The sequence below is a fragment of the Cupriavidus sp. 01L415 genome (assembly GCF_056400065.1).
Genome location: NZ_JBFTSP010000008.1, coordinates 33,959 through 51,354, shown reverse-complemented (window position 1 = coordinate 51,354; position 17,396 = coordinate 33,959). Strand labels below are relative to the sequence as shown.

The 17,396-nt window shown below is 65.7% G+C and carries 15 protein-coding genes; 2 read left to right on the top strand and 13 right to left on the bottom strand.

What is annotated here, in order from left to right; translation table 11 throughout:
• From AC1DOX_RS15085 to AC1DOX_RS15075, 3 genes are all read right to left on the bottom strand, one after another.
• Nucleotides 1–846, bottom strand: coding sequence for an ABC transporter ATP-binding protein (locus AC1DOX_RS15085; protein ID WP_441619011.1), 846 nt, complete (start codon nucleotides 844–846; stop codon nucleotides 1–3).
• A complete protein-coding gene (locus tag AC1DOX_RS15080) occupies nucleotides 843–1,901 on the bottom strand; it encodes an ABC transporter substrate-binding protein (protein WP_441619009.1) in 1,059 nt (352 codons plus the stop codon). Before AC1DOX_RS15080 ends, AC1DOX_RS15085 begins: the two co-directional genes overlap by 4 nt.
• 192 nt (nucleotides 1,902–2,093) lie before the next feature.
• Nucleotides 2,094–3,986: an ABCB family ABC transporter ATP-binding protein/permease gene (locus tag AC1DOX_RS15075; RefSeq protein WP_441619007.1), complete on the bottom strand. Its 1,893-nt coding sequence runs from the start codon at nucleotides 3,984–3,986 to the stop codon at nucleotides 2,094–2,096.
• An 85-nt stretch (nucleotides 3,987–4,071) separates the two neighbouring features.
• Between AC1DOX_RS15075 and AC1DOX_RS15070 the strand changes: the two genes are divergently transcribed.
• Nucleotides 4,072–4,476, top strand: coding sequence for an acyl-CoA thioesterase (locus tag AC1DOX_RS15070; protein WP_092135914.1), 405 nt, complete (start codon nucleotides 4,072–4,074; stop codon nucleotides 4,474–4,476).
• Nucleotides 4,477–4,598: 122 nt separating this feature from the next.
• Here AC1DOX_RS15070 and AC1DOX_RS15065 read toward each other — a convergent pair whose 3' ends face one another.
• The 7 genes from AC1DOX_RS15065 to clsB all read right to left on the bottom strand — a co-directional run bounded on the left by AC1DOX_RS15065 (nucleotide 4,599) and on the right by clsB (nucleotide 14,330).
• The gene (locus AC1DOX_RS15065) at nucleotides 4,599–5,375 is read right to left on the bottom strand and encodes an enoyl-CoA hydratase (RefSeq protein ID WP_441619005.1); all 777 of its coding nucleotides are present in this window, start codon (nucleotides 5,373–5,375) and stop codon (nucleotides 4,599–4,601) included.
• 44 nt (nucleotides 5,376–5,419) lie between these two features.
• Nucleotides 5,420–6,376 carry a DegV family protein gene (locus tag AC1DOX_RS15060; protein ID WP_441619003.1) on the bottom strand — a complete coding sequence of 319 codons (957 nt, stop codon included), beginning with the start codon at nucleotides 6,374–6,376 and terminating at the stop codon, nucleotides 5,420–5,422.
• Nucleotides 6,377–6,488: 112 nt separating this feature from the next.
• Entirely contained in the window at nucleotides 6,489–7,688 is a 1,200-nt protein-coding gene (locus AC1DOX_RS15055; protein WP_441619187.1) for an acetyl-CoA C-acyltransferase, read from the bottom strand.
• Nucleotides 7,689–7,709: 21 nt separating this feature from the next.
• Nucleotides 7,710–10,136, bottom strand: a complete 2,427-nt coding sequence (locus AC1DOX_RS15050) for a 3-hydroxyacyl-CoA dehydrogenase/enoyl-CoA hydratase family protein (RefSeq protein WP_441619001.1) — start codon at nucleotides 10,134–10,136, stop codon at nucleotides 7,710–7,712.
• A 135-nt stretch (nucleotides 10,137–10,271) separates the two neighbouring features.
• A complete protein-coding gene (locus AC1DOX_RS15045; RefSeq protein WP_441618999.1) occupies nucleotides 10,272–12,059 on the bottom strand; it encodes an acyl-CoA dehydrogenase C-terminal domain-containing protein in 1,788 nt (595 codons plus the stop codon).
• A gap of 82 nt (nucleotides 12,060–12,141) precedes the next feature.
• Nucleotides 12,142–12,732, bottom strand: a complete 591-nt coding sequence (locus AC1DOX_RS15040; RefSeq protein WP_441619185.1) for a TetR/AcrR family transcriptional regulator — start codon at nucleotides 12,730–12,732, stop codon at nucleotides 12,142–12,144.
• A gap of 341 nt (nucleotides 12,733–13,073) precedes the next feature.
• Nucleotides 13,074–14,330: a cardiolipin synthase ClsB gene (gene clsB / locus AC1DOX_RS15035; protein ID WP_441618997.1), complete on the bottom strand. Its 1,257-nt coding sequence runs from the start codon at nucleotides 14,328–14,330 to the stop codon at nucleotides 13,074–13,076.
• Between the two features lie 169 nt (nucleotides 14,331–14,499).
• Here clsB and mobB point away from each other — a divergent pair, with 169 nt between their 5' ends.
• Entirely contained in the window at nucleotides 14,500–15,009 is a 510-nt protein-coding gene (gene mobB, locus AC1DOX_RS15030; RefSeq protein WP_092135904.1) for a molybdopterin-guanine dinucleotide biosynthesis protein B, read from the top strand.
• A 7-nt stretch (nucleotides 15,010–15,016) separates the two neighbouring features.
• On the opposite strand, the gene AC1DOX_RS15025 is transcribed toward mobB, so the two are convergent.
• The 3 genes from AC1DOX_RS15025 to AC1DOX_RS15015 form a co-directional block, all read right to left on the bottom strand.
• Complete coding sequence (locus AC1DOX_RS15025; RefSeq protein ID WP_176860899.1) at nucleotides 15,017–15,775, bottom strand: endonuclease/exonuclease/phosphatase family protein; 759 nt, start codon at nucleotides 15,773–15,775, stop codon at nucleotides 15,017–15,019.
• Entirely contained in the window at nucleotides 15,772–16,245 is a 474-nt protein-coding gene (nudB, locus tag AC1DOX_RS15020) for a dihydroneopterin triphosphate diphosphatase (RefSeq protein WP_441618994.1), read from the bottom strand. Before nudB ends, AC1DOX_RS15025 begins: the two co-directional genes overlap by 4 nt.
• Nucleotides 16,246–16,428: 183 nt before the next feature.
• Nucleotides 16,429–17,364 carry a hypothetical protein gene (locus tag AC1DOX_RS15015; protein WP_477114040.1) on the bottom strand — a complete coding sequence of 312 codons (936 nt, stop codon included), beginning with the start codon at nucleotides 17,362–17,364 and terminating at the stop codon, nucleotides 16,429–16,431.
• Nucleotides 17,365–17,396 lie beyond the last annotated feature (32 nt).

Below are 17,396 nucleotides of genomic sequence, written 5' to 3'. Positions count from 1 at the left end.
TCAATGCTGCCGGACGTGGCCGATCTTCTCGCGCAGTTCGTGCACGCGTTCGGCAAAGGGTTCGGTGTAGGTGACTTCGAGCGGTCGCGGGCGCGCCAGGTCGATTTCCTTGCGCAACAGGATACGGCCCGGTCGGGCGCTCATCACGTAAACAGTGTCGGCCAGGAACACCGCCTCGCGCAGATCGTGCGTGACGAGGATCACGTTGAAGCGTTGCGCCTGCCAGAGATCGCGCAGCACGCACCAGAGTTCTTCACGCGTGAACGCGTCGAGCGCGCCAAACGGCTCGTCCAGCAGCAACATGCGTGGCTGGTGGATCAGCGCCCGGCAGATCGACGCGCGTTGCTGCATGCCGCCAGAGAGCTGCCACGGATACTTGTCCTCGTAGCCGGACAGCCCCACGGTCTGCAGCAACTCGCGCGCACGCGCCACGTATGCATCGCGCTTCGCGCGCATGGTCGACCGGTACGGCTCGACAATCTCCAGCGGCAGCATGACGTTGTCGAGCGTGGTTCGCCACGGCAGGAGCGTCGGCGCCTGGAAGGCCATGCCGACCTGCTTGAGCGGGCCGTGGACCTTCTCGCCGGCAATGCTCACCACACCGCGCGTGGCTGGACGCAGGCCGGTGGCCAGCTTCATGAACGTCGACTTGCCGCAGCCGGACGGGCCGACGATGGCGATGAACTCGCCCGGCGCCGCCTGCAGCGAAATGTCTTCCACCGCGAACTCGCCACGGCGGGCGAGTTCGTCGTCATAGGCCAGCCAGACACGATTGAAATCGACGAACGGCTTGCCCTCGTTAGGTGCCCCACCCGTGGCGTGAGGAATGTCCTGCCTCGCCATCATCGCAGCACATCCAGGTCTGCCGCGGCCGGCAGGTAGGCGTCCGTCCACAACGCATCCGGGTTGATGCGGCCCTTGGTACCGAAGGCATCGGCCACCTGCGACGCCATCAGCGACAGTCGCGGCTTGCTCACCCGCCCAAAGCCCTCCGCCCTGGCATCCGGCGACTTCACCACGCTATCGAGGGCAAGCTTCAGGCGGCGCACCTCCAGCTTCTCGTCGATAATCCCGTCGCGCGCCTTGACGGCCTTGATGCCCTCCTCCGGATGCGCGATCACGTCGCGCGCGGATTTGGCAAACGCGCGCAGGAACGCCTTGACGGCCTCCGGATTGCTCTTCAGGAACGACTCCGAGGCGATCACCGCGTTGCCATACAGCTTCACGCCGTATTGGGGATACGGCAGCACGACAATGTCCTCGTCCTTCACGCCACGCGCATTGAGGTTCAGGATCGACGTGAAGGAGAAGCCCGTGATCGCATCGAGATCGCCGCGCGTCAGCATGGTCTCGCGCAGCGTGGGATCCATCGCCTGCCAGTTGAACGACGACGCCTGCAGGCCGTTGGCCTTGGCGAAGATCGGGAATGCGCGGCGGCCCGCGTCAAACACCGGGGCACCGAGCTTCTTGCCGGCCAGGTCCTTCGGCGCGCGGATGCCGGACTTCTTCAGCGCCAGCACGGCCGCGGGCGTGTTGTTGTAGACCATCATCACGGCCACCGGCTTGTTCTTCGCGTCCGGGTTGTTGCCGTAGAACTCCATCACCGACGCCATGTCGGCAAAGCCCATGTCATACGTGCCGGTGGCCACGCGGTTGACCACGTTGCCGGACCCGTTGCCGGCGTCGATCGACACATCCAGGCGCTCGCTCTTGTAGTAGCCCTTCTGCTCGCCCAGCAGGAACAGCGCGGACGGGCCCTCGAAGCGCCAGTCGAGCTGGAAGCGGATCCTGGTGGTGGCTTGCGCCTGTGCGGTGCCTGCGCAGAGTGTCGACAGCACCATCGCAGTGCCAATGGCGGCGCTCAGCTTCAGGCATTGACGGCGCGCGAGGGATTGCGGCATGAACCTTCTCCAGTAGTTGATCTCTCTGGAGGAGGCTTTTCGCAAGGCGCGTGCCAGCTATTCACATGTCCGTCGTGCCCTGATGCAGGGCGGGAACGTGATCCATTGACGAACCATGATTGTGCGCAAGCGCGTGTGGAGCGCAGTTGCCGACCGCGATTGTCGACAATCGCGGTCGATGCAAGGACGGTCTCAGGCGTCCTGCGTGGCGTCGCCGACGTCGATGGCCAGCGCGTCCGAGTGTGGCGCCCCTTCGGCCGCACTGCGCGCCTGAATCTGCCACATCTCCGCATAGCGCCCGTTGGCACGCATCAGCGCGGCGTGCGTACCGCGCTCGATGATGCGGCCGTGATCCATCACCAGGATCTGGTCGGCGTGGACCACCGTGGACAGCCGGTGGGCGATCAGCAGCGTGGTACGGTTCTGCGCCAGCCGCATGAGCTCGGCCTGGATCGCCTGCTCGGTGCGGGAATCCAGCGCCGACGTGGCTTCGTCGAACACGAGGATCGGCGGGTTCTTCAGCAGCGTCCGGGCGATGGCCACGCGTTGCTTCTCGCCACCCGACAGCTTCAGGCCGCGCTCGCCCACCGGCGTGTCGTAGCCCTGCGGCAGTTCGCGGATGAAGCTGTCGATCTGCGCGGCGCGCGCGGCGTCGATGACCTCGTCGCGCGTGGCCTCGGGGCGGCCGTAGGCGATGTTGTAGTAGATGCTGTCGTTGAACAGCACAGTGTCCTGCGGCACGATGCCGATCGACGCACGCAGGCTCGCCTGGCGGACGCTGCGGATATCCTGCCCGTCGATCTCGATGCCGCCGCTGCTGGCATCGTAGAAGCGGAACAGCAACCGCGCCAGCGTCGACTTGCCCGAGCCGCTATGCCCGACCACGGCCGTCGTCGTGCCCGCCGCGATCGTGAAGTCCACATCATCCAGGATCACGCGATTGCTTTCGTAGCCAAAGCCGACATGGCGGAAGCGCACCTCGGCGCCCGTCACCTGCAGCGTCGGCGCGTCGGGCGCGTCCGCCACTTCCATGTTCGTGCCCAGCAGGACGAACATGCGATCCATGTCCGTGGTGGCCTGCTTGATTTCCCGGTAGATCACGCCCAGGAAATTCAGCGGGATATAGAGCTGGATCATCAGCGTGTTGACCAGCACAAGATCGCCGAGTGTCAGTTTGCCAGCCGCAACGCCGACGGTGGCGCGCCACAGGATCAGGATCAGCCCTACCGCGATGATCGCCTGCTGGCCGAAGTTCAGGAACGACAGCGAGTTCTGCGAGCGGATGGCCGCCGTGCGATAGGTGCGCAGGTTCTCGTCATAGCGCCGCGCCTCGTACTCCTCGTTGCCGAAGTACTTCACGGTCTCGAAGTTCAGCAGCGAGTCGATGGCCTTCTGGTTGGCGCGCGAATCGAGCTCATTCATCTTGCGCCGGAAGTGCGTGCGCCACTCGGTCACGACGATCGTGAAGACGATGTAGCCCACCAGCGCGCAGGTGGTGATGGCCGCGAACCAGATGTCGTAGCGCACGACGAAGAAGCCGATCACCAGCGACATCTCCACCAGCGTGGGCAGGATGCTGTACAGCGAATAGGAAATCAGTGACTGGATGCCGCGCGTACCGCGCTCGATGTCGCGGCTCATGCCGCCAGTCTGCCGCTCCAGGTGGAAGCGTAGCGACAAGGCATGAAGATGCCGGAACACCTGCAGCGCGATCTCGCGCACGGCGCTCTGCGTGACCTTGGAAAAGAGGATCTCGCGCAACTCGGTGAACAACGTGCCGGAGAGCCGCAGCACGCCATAGGCAACAATCAGCCCGACAGGCACCACCAGCAAGGCAGCCGTGTCGCCCGGCCCGATGTTCATGCTGTCGACCAGCTTCTTCATCAGCACGGGCACGCCCAGGTTGGCCACCTTGGCCGCCACCAGGCAGGTCAGCGCCAGCATCACGCGCCACTTGTAGTGCCAGACGTAGGGCAGGAGGTTACGGACGGTCTGCCAGTCGCTGCGAGGCGCACCGGTGTTATGGAACAGCGTGTTGGCCGGGTCGGCGGGGGCGGGCTCGGCGGTCGTGGAATAGCGGCGCATACGTTAGAATTCGGGCCAATGCCGCGATTGTCGCAGAGATCGCACAGCCCGGCAGATCAAGCCCTCCGTACCCTACCTGCCCGCCATGACCATACCTGCCCCCCTCTCCGAACTGCCAGCCGGCAAGAACCCCGCCCTGCGCGTCGTGCCCATGCCGGCCGATGCCAATGTGCACGGCGATGTATTCGGCGGCTGGATCATGTCGCAAGTGGATATCGCGGGGTCCATCCCCGCGGTGGAACGCGCCCAGGGCCGCGTGGCCACGGTGGCGGTCAATTCGTTCCTGTTCAAGCACCCCGTGTTCGTGGGAGACCTCGTGAGCTTCTATGCGGAGATCGTGAAGACGGGCCGGACCTCGATCACGGTGTCCGTTGAGGTGTACGCGCAACGCATGCGCCACAGGCACGCGGTCGTGAAGGTCACGGAAGCCACGTTGACGTACGTGGCGACGGATGAGAGCCGCCAGCCGCGCACGCTACCGACGGCCTGATCTTCACCGGCTGTGGTCCCGCCGCTCCGCACGCGGGAGAGCGAGACCACACCGCAGCTTTCGACGCGCGCCGCCGAAGCATCGGCTTCGGGCGCCCGGAAAAACACCGAGGCGCGCGCCGCTCAGCTGAACTTCGAGAAATCCGGCTTGCGTTTCTCGAAGAACGCCGAGAAGGCCTCCTTCGCCTCCGGCGCTCCCAGCATCTGGCGGAACACCTCGCCTTCCTCGGCCATCTTCTTCTCCACGGCCGCCACATCATCCCCCTTCATCAGCCGCTTGGTCTCCCGTAGCGACGACGCCGGCAACGCGGCCAGCTTCGCTGCCTGCTGACGCACGTAGTCCGCCAGTTCGGCCACGGGGAGCACCTTGGTCACCAGCCCCATCGCGTGGGCTTCCTGCGCGCTGAACGCCTCGCCCAGCAGCAGCTTCTCCGCGGCACGCTGGTAGCCGACAAGACGCGGCAGCAGCAGGCTCGACGCTGCCTCCGGGCACAGGCCCAGCTGCGCGAACGGCAGCGACAGCCTGGCGGAATCCGACGCATAGACCAGATCGCAATGCAGCAGCAGCGTGGTGCCGATACCCACCGCCGCACCGCTTACTGATGCCACCACCGGCTTGCTCGCGTGGCTGATCGCGTGCAGGAACTGGAACACCGGCGCCGGCGTACCATCCGCGCCGTGCGTCGGCGGACGCCTCATGAAGTCCTCCAGGTCGTTGCCGGCCGTGAAGATCTCCGGCTTGCCTTCGATCACGATCACGCGCACGGCGGTATCGGTCTCGGCGGCGCGCAGGGCGTCGGCCATCGTCTGGTACATCGCTGCGGTGATGGCGTTCTTCTTGTCGATGCGATCGAAGCCAATGGTCAGGATGCCCTGGTCGATGCGGGTGGCAATGCTCATGTCAAACCTCGTCTCTATCGTGCTCGGTGGTTATCGTGCGCCGCTCAGACGAACGGTGGCGGCACTTCGGAAAGGTAACTCAGGCCAAACGCGCCCGCGCCCACGTTGAGCGCGACGGTCAGGCTCATCGGGGCCAGCATCAGCTCCACGTCATGCGTCTGCGCCGTCCTGGCCAGCGACTGCCACGCGGGCCATGCCCGCACGTCGCCGATATTGCCCGCGTAGGCGGCGGAAATCGCCGGCGTGAGCAGACAGCCGTTGCGGATGCAGGTCTCGGTATGGGCCAGAAGTCGACGGATGCCGTCCTCGGGGCCGCGCGCCTTGGCGATGGCCGCGGTGTCCCCCTGGTGCATATGGATCACCGGACGGATATTGAACGCGCTACCCAGCATGTAGCGGCTCCATGTGATGCTGTTCTCACCCTTGAGCTTGGCGCGCGTGTACATGTACAGCAGCTCGTTGGGAATCAGAAACATGTGGGCGGCGTCGCGCAACCGGGTTTCGATGGCGTCCGACACGGCAGCGGCATCGGCGCCATCGGCCAGCATGCGCGCGGCCTCGCGCACGATCAACGCCTGCCCCGGCCCGATCGCGCCGGTATCGATCACGGTCAGGTCGAACAGGCCGCTACGGCCGGCGTCCTTGCGCAGCTTGAAACTGCGCGCGACGGTGCCGACCACGGCACCGGTGGCGTTCGCGTAGAACTTGCTGCGCGTGCTCGCGATGGTCAGCAGGATGGCGCGATCGCAGCCGGCCACCACATTCCTGAGCAAGTGGTCCTCCAGCTCGCGTTCGAGCAGGGGAATCGATTCGGCGTAGTGGTCCTGCTTGCCGACCAGGTATTGCTGATACAGATCGGGCAGCGCTTCCTCGTCGCGGGTGTCGACCACGAAGCGGTCGCCCGCGCGGATGCGGAAAGGAATGGTGCGGACGCCCAGGGCGTCCATCATCGCGCGCGGCATGTCGCATGCCGCGTCGGCCAGAATTGCTGTCTCCTGCATATTGTTGTTTTCCTCCGTTTCAAGTGTGTTGGCATCTCCGTGTCCATCGCACTACTTTCTTCACCTGATCAGAGGGTGGGACAGCCAGCGGCTGGCTGTCCCGTCGGCGCGTTCAGACGCGCTCGAAGATTCCGGCTGCACCCATGCCCGTTCCCACGCACATGGTGACCATGCCGTACTTCAGGTTATGGCGGCGCAGCGCGTGCACCACGGTGGCCGAGCGGATCGCGCCCGTCGCACCGAGCGGATGGCCCAGTGCGATCGCACCGCCCATCCGGTTGACCCTGGCCGGGTCCAGCTCCAGGTCGCGCATCACCGCCAGCGACTGCGCGGCAAACGCTTCATTCAGTTCGATCCAGTCCATCTGGTCCTGGGTCAGGCCTGCCGCGGCCAGCGCGGCAGGAATCGCCACCTTCGGGCCGATCCCCATGATCTCCGGCGGCACGCCGCGCACCGCGAACGACACGAAGCGCGCCAGCGGCACCAGGTTGAACTGCTTGAGGACCTTTTCCGAAACCAGGATCAGCGCGCCCGCGCCATCCGAAGTCTGCGAGCTGTTGCCGGCCGTGACGCTGCCCTTGTTGGCAAACACGGGACGCAGCTTGCCGAGTCCTTCCAGCGACGTATCGAGACGCGGACCTTCGTCGAGCGAAATAGTACGCGTCTTTACGCTGACCTCGCCAGTGGCCAGATCCGGGAATTTCTCGACTACCTCAATCGGGGTAATTTCGTCGCTGAACTCGCCGGCCTGCTGCGCGGCGATCGCCTTCTGGTGCGATGCCAGCGAGAACGCATCCTGGTCTTCCCGGCTGACCTTCCACTGGGTGGCCACCTTTTCGGCGGTCAGGCCCATGCCGTAGGCGATGCCCACGTTCTCGTCGCGCTCGAAGATCGACGGCGACATCGACGGCGCGTTGCCCATCATCGGCACCATGCTCATCGATTCGATGCCGGCGGCGATCATCACGTCGGATTCGCCCACGCGGATGCGGTCGGCGGCCATCGCCACCGCGGACAGGCCCGAGGCGCAGAAGCGGTTCACGGTGATGCCGCCCACGGTGTTGGGCAGGCCGGACAGCAGCGCGCCGATGCGCGCCACGTTCAGGCCCTGCTGCGCTTCGGGAATCGCGCAGCCAACGATGGCGTCTTCGATCAGGGCCGGGTCCAGGCCGGGTACCTGGGCCACGGCGGCCTTCAGGATCGTGGCCAGCAGGTCATCCGGACGCGTGTTCTTGAATGCGCCCTTCGGGGCCTTGCCGATCGGCGAACGGGTAGCCGCGACGATGTAGGCGTCTTGCAGTTGTTTCATGATGTCGGTTCCTCGTTGGCCTCTTTAGTTGCGCACCGGCTTGCCGGTCTGCAGCATGCCCATGATGCGCTCCTGCGTCTTGCCCGTGCCCAGCAGTTCGATGAATGCCTTGCGTTCCAGCGCCAGCAGCCATTCCTCACTGACCAGCGAGCCGGCTTCCACGTCGCCGCCACAGACGGCTTCAGCGATGCGCGAGGCGATCAGGAAATCATGCGCGGAGATGAAATTGCCGTCGCGCATGTTGACCAGCGACGCCTTGATCGTGGCGATTCCCGAACGGCCCGCCACTGGCACCAGCGCGCCCGGCACCGGCGCACGGTAGCCGGCGTTGGCCAGCGCGCGCACTTCGCTCTGCGCCACGTACAGCAGTTCGTGCACGTTGTAGACGATGGTGTCGGTCGGCTGCACATAGCCGATCTTCTGCGCGTCCAGCGCCGAGGTCGACACCTTGGCCATCGCCGCCGCCTGGAAGCGGTTGGTGAGGAAGTTCAGGTAGTTCGTGCTGCCGGCGGCCTGTGCGGCCCGGGCGGCGGCAATCGCGGCTTCCTTCAGGCCGCCGCCGGCCGGCACGAGGCCCACGCCCACTTCCACCAGGCCCACGTAGCTTTCCAGCGCCACCACGCGCTTGGCCGAATGCAGCATCAGCTCGCAGCCGCCGCCGAGCGCGATGCCCGAGACAGCCGGCACCACCGGCACCGCGGCGTACTTCACGCGCATCATGGTGTCCTGGAATTTCTTCACAAACGGTTCGATGCCCTTGGCACCGCCCATCATGAAGGCCGGCATGGCGGCTTCCAGATTGGCACCGGCGGAGAACGGGCCGCCCGGCGCGCCCAGTTGCAGCGACGTCGGCTGCCACACCACCAGACCCTTGTAGTCGGCTTCGGCCAGTTCCACGGCACGCACGATGGTATCGAGCACGTCCGGGCCGAGCGTGTTCATCTTGCTCTTAAACGAGATGATCAGCACATCGTCGGCGCCTTCGCTGGTCCAGATGCGCGCGCCGTCATTCTCTTCGATAGTCTTGCCAGCCTTGCGCGGATCGGCGGCATCCGTGCCCTTGATCGCGGCGCGGAACACCTGGCGCTCATACACGGGCAGCGCGGCGCGCTTGACGAAGGCATTGGCCGCGGGCGACCACGAGCCCTGCGCGCTGTGCACGCCCTGGTTGTCGGCCACGGCACCGTTCAGCACCCAGGCGGGCAGCGGTGCACTCGAGAGTGCGCGGCCGGCCTCGATGTCTTCCTTCACCCACTCGGCCACCTGCTTCCAGCCGGCCGCTTGCCAGTCTTCGAACGGACCCGAGTTCCAGCCAAAACCCCAGCGGACGGCCAGGTCGATATCCGCCGCCGAACCGGCGATCTGTTCGAGGTACACGGCGATGTAGTGGAAGACGTCGCGGAACACGCTCCACAGGAACTGCGCCTGCGGGTTGGTCGACTCGCGCAGCAGCTTGATGCGCTCGGCGGGGTCCTTCTTCAACATGCGCACGACGATCTCGTCGGCCTTCTTGCCCGACTCCACGTACTGGCCCGTCTTGGCGTCCAGCACCTTGATCGCCTTGCCTTCCTTCTTGTAGAAGCCGGCGCCGGTCTTCTGGCCGAGCGCGCCCGCGTCGACCAGGCCCTTGAGCACGGCCGGGGTCTTGTACACCGGCGCGAACGGGTCGCTGGTCAGGTTGTCCTGCATCGTCTTGATGACGTGCGCCATCGTGTCCAGACCGACCACGTCGGCGGTGCGGAACGTGGCCGACTTGGCGCGGCCCAGCTTGGAACCGGTGAGGTCGTCGACGACATCGAACGGGATGCCGAATTTCTCGGCTTCGGCAAACACGGCCAGGATCGAGAAGATGCCGACGCGGTTGGCGATGAAGTTCGGCGTGTCCTTGGCACGCACCACGCCCTTGCCGAGCGTGGTGGTCAGGAACGCTTCCAGGCGGTCCAGGATCTCGGGCTGCGTGGTGGCCGTGGGGATCAGCTCCACCAGGTGCATGTAGCGCGGCGGATTGAAGAAGTGCACGCCGCAGAAGCGCGCCTTCAGATCGGCGTCAAACCCGTCGGACAGCGCGGTGATCGACAGGCCCGAGGTGTTGGTCGCGAAGATCGCATTCGGCGCCAGATTCGGAGCGACCTTCTTGTACAGGTCGTGCTTCCAGTCCATGCGCTCGGCGATGGCTTCGATGACAACGTCGCACTCCTTCAGCAGGGCGATATCGTCCTCGTAGTTGGCGGGACGGATCAGGCCCGCCTCGTCCTTGATGCCGAGCGGCGCCGGGGACAGCTTCTTCAGGTTCTCGATCGCGCGTTGGGCGATGCCGTTCTTCGGGCCTTCCTTGGCGGGCAGGTCGAACAGCACCACGGGCACGCGGGCGTTGACCAGGTGGGCGGCGATCTGCGCGCCCATGACGCCGGCACCCAGCACGGCGACCTTCTTGACGATGAAATTGGACATGCGCGCTCCTTGAGTCGTGAGCGTTGAGATGAGAGGTGTGCCGGGGGCGCCGGGCCGCCGCTCGTTATTCGCGCCGCCCCGGTTCACGGGAGCGGCGATCGAACGAAGCGGCAGGTCGGGCGCCCCTCCGGCCAATCAGAACAGGTCTGCGTCCAGCGCCATCAGCGTGGCGGAACCGGCGCGCGCCTTGCGGATTTCGGCGGCGGTTTCCGGCAGCAGCTTGGCAAAGTAGAAGCGTGCCGTGGCCAGCTTGCTGGTGTAGAACTTGTCGCCGCTGGCTTCCTTCTCCAGTGCGATCTTGGCCATGCGAGCCCAGAAGTACGAGAACACCAGGTGACCCACCACGCGCAGGTACGGCACGGCGGCAGCGCCCACTTCGTCCGGGTTGCCCATGGCCTTCATGCCGATTTCCATCGTCAGCTTCTGGACCTTGTCGCCGATATCCGCCAGCGGATTGACAAACTCCTGCATGGCTTCGTTGGTGCCCTCTTCCTCGACGAAGGCCTGCACGATCTTGCCGAAGACCTTCATCCGCGCGCCCATGTCGCCCAGGATCTTGCGGCCCAGCAGGTCCAGCGCCTGGATCGTATTGGTGCCTTCGTAGATCATGTTGATGCGGGCGTCGCGCACGTATTGCTCCATGCCCCACTCGGCGATGTAGCCGTGGCCGCCAAACACCTGCATGCCTTCGTTGGTCGACGTGAAGGCGTTGTCCGTCAGGAATGCCTTGATCACCGGCGTCAGCAGCGCCACCAGGTCACCGGCCTCCTTGCGCACGTCAGCGTCCGGGTGCGACAGCTCGCGGTCGATCTGCAGGGCGGTCCAGTAGCTGAACGCGCGCCCGCCTTCGGCGTAGGCCTTCTGCGTCAGCAGCATGCGGCGCACGTCCGGATGCACGATGATCGGGTCGGCCGGCTTCTCCGGCGCCTTCGGGCCGGTCAGCGCGCGCATCTGCAGGCGGTCCTTGGCGTAGGCCACCGAGTTCTGGTACGCCACCTCGGTCAGGCCCAGGCCCTGTGCGCCGACGCCCAGCCGCGCGGCGTTCATCATCACGAACATGGCGTTCAGGCCCTTGTTGGGCTCACCCACCATCCAGCCGCGGGCGCTATCCAGGTTCATGACGCAGGTGGCGTTGCCGTGGATGCCCATCTTGTGCTCGATCGAGCCGCACTTGATGCCATTGCGCTCGCCCGGATTGCCACTGGCATCGGGAATGAATTTCGGCACGACGAACAGCGAGATGCCCTTGGTGCCTTGCGGCGCGTCCGGCAGGCGGGCCAGCACCAGGTGGATGATGTTCTCGGCCAGGTCGTGCTCGCCGGCGGAGATGAAGATCTTGGTGCCCGTGATCAGGTACGAACCGTCGGCCTGCGGCTCGGCCTTGCTGCGCAGGATGCCGAGGTCGGTGCCGCAATGCGGCTCGGTCAGGCACATCGTGCCGGTCCATTCGCCCGAGACCAGCTTCGGCAGGTAAGCCTGCTTCAGCTCGGGGGTGCCGTGGGCATGCAGGGCCTCGTAGGCGCCGTGCGACAGGCCCGGGTACATCGTCCACGCCTGGCCGGCCGAGTTCAGCATCTCGTACAGCGCGTTGTTGATGATGATCGGCAGGCCCTGGCCGCCGAATTCCGGATCGCACGCCAGGGCGGGCCAGCCGGCTTCGACGTACTGCTGATAGGCCTCCTTGAAGCCCTTGGGTGCGCGCACCACACCGTCGCCAACATAGGTGCAGCCCTCGCGGTCGCCCGGCTGGTTGAGCGGGAAGACCACGTCGGCGCAGAACTTGCCGGCTTCCTCGATGACCTGGTTGATGGTGTCCGCGTCGACGTCCGCGTGTTGCGGCATCGCCTTGAGTTCGGCTTCAGCGCCGAGCAGTTCATGGAGCACGAACTGCATGTCGCGCAACGGTGCGGTGTACTGGCCCATCAAAGACTCCTTGGAGGTTTTCAATGCCGCCACACGCGCATGCCTCGCCACCAGGGGTCGAGGCCGTTGCCCGGGGGCGGCTTCAGGTACGGTAGGACTGAATCAGTTTGTTGAGCGCGACCATGGCAAGCTCGGCACTGTCGGGCAGGCGCAGGAAACGGGCGTCGTGATGCAAGCCTAGTTCAAGGCTGTACATCTCGAACAGCATCGTGCGCGGATCGCAGTCCGTGCGCAGGTGCCCCTCTTCCTTCGCCTGGTCGATTGCGCGCATCAGCGCGGCCCGCCAGATGGTGACGCTCTTGACGAGTTCGTCCCGCACCGGGCTTTCCGCGCGATCGTCGTACTCGACCGCCCCGCTGATGTAGATGCAGCCCGTGGTCACTTCCTGGATGCGCTTTTCCATCCAGCGCCGCACCATCGACCACAGCCGGGGCAGACCGCGTGGCTCCTGCAGCGAGGGATAGAACACCTCTTGCTCGAACCGGCGGTGATACTCCCGCACCACTTCCACCTGCAGGTCCTCGCGCGAACCAAAATGCGCGAACACGCCGCTCTTGCTCATCTGCATGCGTTCCGCGAGCAGGCCGATGGTCAGCCCTTCCAGCCCGTCGCGGGACGACAGTTCCAGTGCGGCATCGAGAATCGCCACGCGCGTCATCTCGCCCTTGCGCAAGGGCGTGGGTGCGGCGGCGGATTCAAGACGAACTGACTGGTGTCGCATGGTTTTCTCTCCGTTCTCGCAGCCCCTCCCCGAGGGGCTGCATATGACCCTGACTTTGCTTTGAAACAGGCATTGCGGATGCCGTGACAACCGCGAATGCACGCAGTCTAAGCCAAAAAAGAACGGTCGTTCAGATTATTCTGGCGGGGCCGATTGGCATCAAGCAATTAATTAGACCTTGGTTTCTAAACGGACGGCAACGGCAGCGCATTGCAGCATCGGCTTAAAACGGCCTTGCGCCAACACGCGGGGGACATGGCGTGCGGCAGGGCAGCATGGTAGCGCGGGCAGCCTCAGTAACGCCCCGTCACACCCGCGATGACGACGCCCACGCGCAACACGTAGTACGCGGCCCAATTGGCAAACCGGCGCAGGCGGGGAAGCCTGGCGTGGACCTCCGGCATCACGCGCGCACTGCGCTGCGCCATGGCCCGCTCCAGCCGGGCACGCAGCTCGTTGGCGAAGGTCGCGTCATAGACGGCCACGTTGGCCTCGCGCGCCAGCAACAGGCTGAACGGATCCATGTTGCTGGACCCCACCGTCGCCCACGTGTCATCGACCACGGCGACCTTGGCATGGAGGAAGCTGGCCTCGTACTCGTAGATCTCGACGCCGGCGGCCAGCAGTGTGGCGTAGAGCGCGTGCGTGGCGTAGTGCTGGAGCCGGTATTCGACCATGCCCTGCAGCAGCAGCCGCACGCGCACGCCGCGCTTCCGGCAGGCCAGCAAGGCGCGACGCATCTTGTGCCCCGGCAGGAAGTAGGCGTTCGCCAGGATCACGTCCTGGCGCGCCGAGCCCAGCGCATACAGGTACTCTCGCTCGATCGTGCGGCGATTGCGCAGGTTGTCGCGCAGCAGCAACGCGGCCGGTACGCCACCCGGCTGCACACTGCGCCGCGCCTGGCGTGCAGCCGTGGCCAGGGTCTCGACTTCCTCAAACGCCTCGGCGGTTTCGCGCAGGCCGCGGCGTTGTGCAATGCGGAACCAGAGCCGCGCGGACGCCAGCGCAATCTGCGCCACCAGCGGCCCGCGTACCTGCAAGGCGAAGTCGAAACGCGGCCCAAGGTCCGGCAGGTCGATCGGGCCGTGGTTGTGGTCGTCGATGATGTTGATGCCACCGACGAAGGCCACTTCGCCGTCGATGACGGCAAGCTTGCGATGCAGCCGGCGCAGATGTCGCCGTGCCAGCTTGAAGCCGCGCACCGGGCGATAGATCTCCAGCTTGACGCCGCCCTCGCGCAGGCGAGTGGCCAGGGAATCAGACATGTCGCCCGCGCCAAAGCCATCGACGACCACCCGCACATCCACGCCACGCTGCGCGGCGCGGACCAGCGCATCGGTCACGCGCGCGCCGACATCATCGTCGGCGTAGATGTAGGTCTCCAGCACAACATGGATGCTGGCCTCGTCGATTGCAGCAATCAGCGCTGGAAAGAACGCCTGCCCGTTGGAAAGAAGCTGGACGAGATTGCCCGGCACGGGACTGCCACGGCGTCGCACCCAGCGCATCAGGCGGGCGGGCGTGGCGGCGTCCGCCGGCGCAGGCTCCATCAGGCCTGACGTGGGCGCCTGAGGAGACGGGGGGGACGGGGGAGCGGGGTCGACCCGGTCGTAGATCCGTGACATGGCTCGATTATCGACCAACGGGCGGTTCCTGCACATCGCCGCAGTCATCTCTGCTATTGTCATTAGATTCTGACGCCACAAAACGGAAAGTATTGTGAAGGTATTCGGCATTGCCGGTTCGTCGGGCAGCGGCAAGACCACACTGCTGGACCAACTGATTGCGCGCTTCGTGGCCGACGGCCTGCGGGTGGCCGGCATCAAGCATACGCACCACGGATTCGACCCCGACACGCCCGGCAAGGACTCTTGGCGCATGCGCGAGGCTGGCTGCGAGAACGTGGTACTGGTGGGTGCGCGGCATCTGACGCTGATGCGGCACTATCCGGAATCGAAGGCTTCGCCCGAGATTGGCGAGGCACTGGCCGTGCTGCCGCCCGATACCGACCTGGTGCTGGTGGAAGGCTACAAGTGGAGCGACTTCCCGAAGCTGGAAATCTATCGGCCCGCCAATGGCAAGGCGCCGCTATGGCACGACGTGCCGGGCGTGGTGGCCGTGGCGACCGATGCGCCGGCCGAAGTGGCCGCGCAAACCTCGCTGCCGGTCATGGACCTGGCCGACGTCGACGCCATTTACCGCTGGGTCCGGGACGCTCTCAAGGGCTGAGCCGCGCCTAGACTTCCGGAATCGCCACGTGCCGCGCCAGTTCGGCAACCAGCGGCACGTGATCCGAGCGCTGCGCCCATTCGCGGCCCGTCAGTGCATGCGTACGTTCGATCTCAAAACCGCGTACGTAGATGCGGTCGAGTTGCCACCACGGCATGTGGCTGGGAAACGTATGAATCCGCCCACTCTTCGCGTGTGCGGACTCCACGGCACCGAGCGTGTTGCAGATCTGCGCATCGAGCCGGTGATTCCAGTCGTTGAAATCCCCTGCGATCACCAGCGGCGCATTGGACGGCACCACGCTGCGCACGCGCTCCACCAGCGCACTGGCCTGCCGGGCCCGGCTGCGGGCGAACAGGCCAAAGTGCACGCAGATCAGGTGTGCCTCCACACCGTTGATATCGGCGACGGCATGCAGCAAGCCGCGCTGTTCGAAGCGGTGGTCGGAAATATCGAGATTCTCGGACATCAGGATCGGGTGGCGCGACAGGATCGCGTTGCCATGATGTCCGTGGTCGTAGACCGCATTGCGGCCGTAGACCGAGTGCGGATAGGCGTCGGTGGCCAGGTAGTTCAGCTGCGTGTGGTCGGGATCGAACAGTTCGGCGGCAACCAGCCGGTCGTTGCGGTCCTGGACTTCCTGCAGGAAGACGATGTCAGCGTCCATCGCCTGCAGGCCCGTGCGAACGTTCTGGATACGCGGCTTGCCGGTAAACCCCTGCACTCCTTTGTGGATGTTGTAGGTGACCACGCGCAACTTCATCATGCGGCTCCGGAGGTGACGTCGAGCCCCGCCACGGCGCGCCATGCCAGCTGGCGCACCGCTTCCGCATTGCTGCTGGAAAAGCAGCGCTCCGCAGCCGCCTGCCAGGGCAGCCATTCGTAGCGCAGGTGTTCGCGCGGCGCCAGCGTCACGGGCACCGGCGCCGGCACGCACAGGCCGAACCAGTGCTCCGTGTTGCGCACGATACCGGGCGCATAGCGGTGCCGCCACTGGGGATAGATTTCGTAGTCGATGGTGTGTTGCCAGTCGGTCAGCGCGTGATCGCTGGCGATGATGCCGGTTTCCTCGGCCACCTCGCGCGCCGCCGTGACCAGCAGGGGCTCATCGTCGGCATCGAGGCTACCCGTGACCGATTGCCAGTAGCCTGGCCGGTCGGCGCGCTCGATCAGCAGGACTTGCAGGTCTGGCGTGTAGATGACGACCAGCACCGATTCGGGAATCTTGTAGGGCATGGGGCGAGTGAAAAGGACAAACCCAAGCATAACGCAGCCCGGTGGCGTTGCCACGCCCGTGACGCGCCCGATGCCCCTGGCTCCACTCCGCGCGGGGCATCGGCGATAAGACGTTGCAGACTTTTCCCAGGATGTGGAATCTCGCCAGTGTCGCGGGATATCGGCAATCCCCGGATCGGGCGATCAGGCCGCGCTGCGCGCGGTGCCCGGCTGGACCGCGGCCGTCGGGATGGCGGCCTCCGGTGACGGCGTGGAACGCAGCCAGGTGTCGAAGACCTCGGGAGAATCCCCGTGGCCCCACGCCGATCGCAATTGCTGCATCAGCGGCGCCAGCGACTGCGTGTAGCGCTGCGACGCCACATGCGCATGCTCGGCCAGCGCGTCCGCACTTTCGCGCACCTGGGCTGCCAGCGCGGCGCGTTCCTGGCCGATTTCCTTTTCGCGCACGCCCAGCTGGTTGTACTTCTGGATCAGGAATCGCTGATAGTCGCCGGCTTCGACACCCTGCGCCGCCTGCGCGTTGACTTGCTCGAAACGCATCACGATGCTGGCGGTCTCCTGCTCGACGTGGCTCGCCTCGGCCGCCAGGTCCTTCAGCGCTTCCTGCAAGCGCAACGCCTCGCGCCGATGGGTCTGCAGCCGCGTCGCCTCGCCCTCGAACGTGCGCTGCGCAGCCAGGTACGCCTGCACCACGGGCTGGGGCGCCACCACCAGCAACGGATCGGCGCCGCCGGCGCGGCTGCCGGACAGCAGCGCATCTTCCGGCAAGCGCAGGTTGCCCACATCCTCGAGCCACCGTCCGCGCGCCATCACGGTGGCGACGGTGTCGAGCGCCAAGCGCCGCAGGGCGTCGGCACGTTGCGCCGCCACCGGCTCGACGGCATCGGCGCCGCCCACAGGCGCGGGATGCGCCGCCTGCGCGGCATGGGCAATTTCCGGCACACAGGCGGCCACGGTGGTTGCCACGGATTCGGACATCGCCAGGGCGGACTTGCGCACCGCCCGGCGCAGCTCAAAGCGCGCCAGCAGCATCATCAGGAATCCGGCAACGAGCCAGGTCAGGATGGTTTCCGCATGCAGCTGCAGGAACTGGCGAATCTGTTCGATATCGATGTTCACGGTTTTTCCTCCCACGTCGCGGCGGCCTTCGT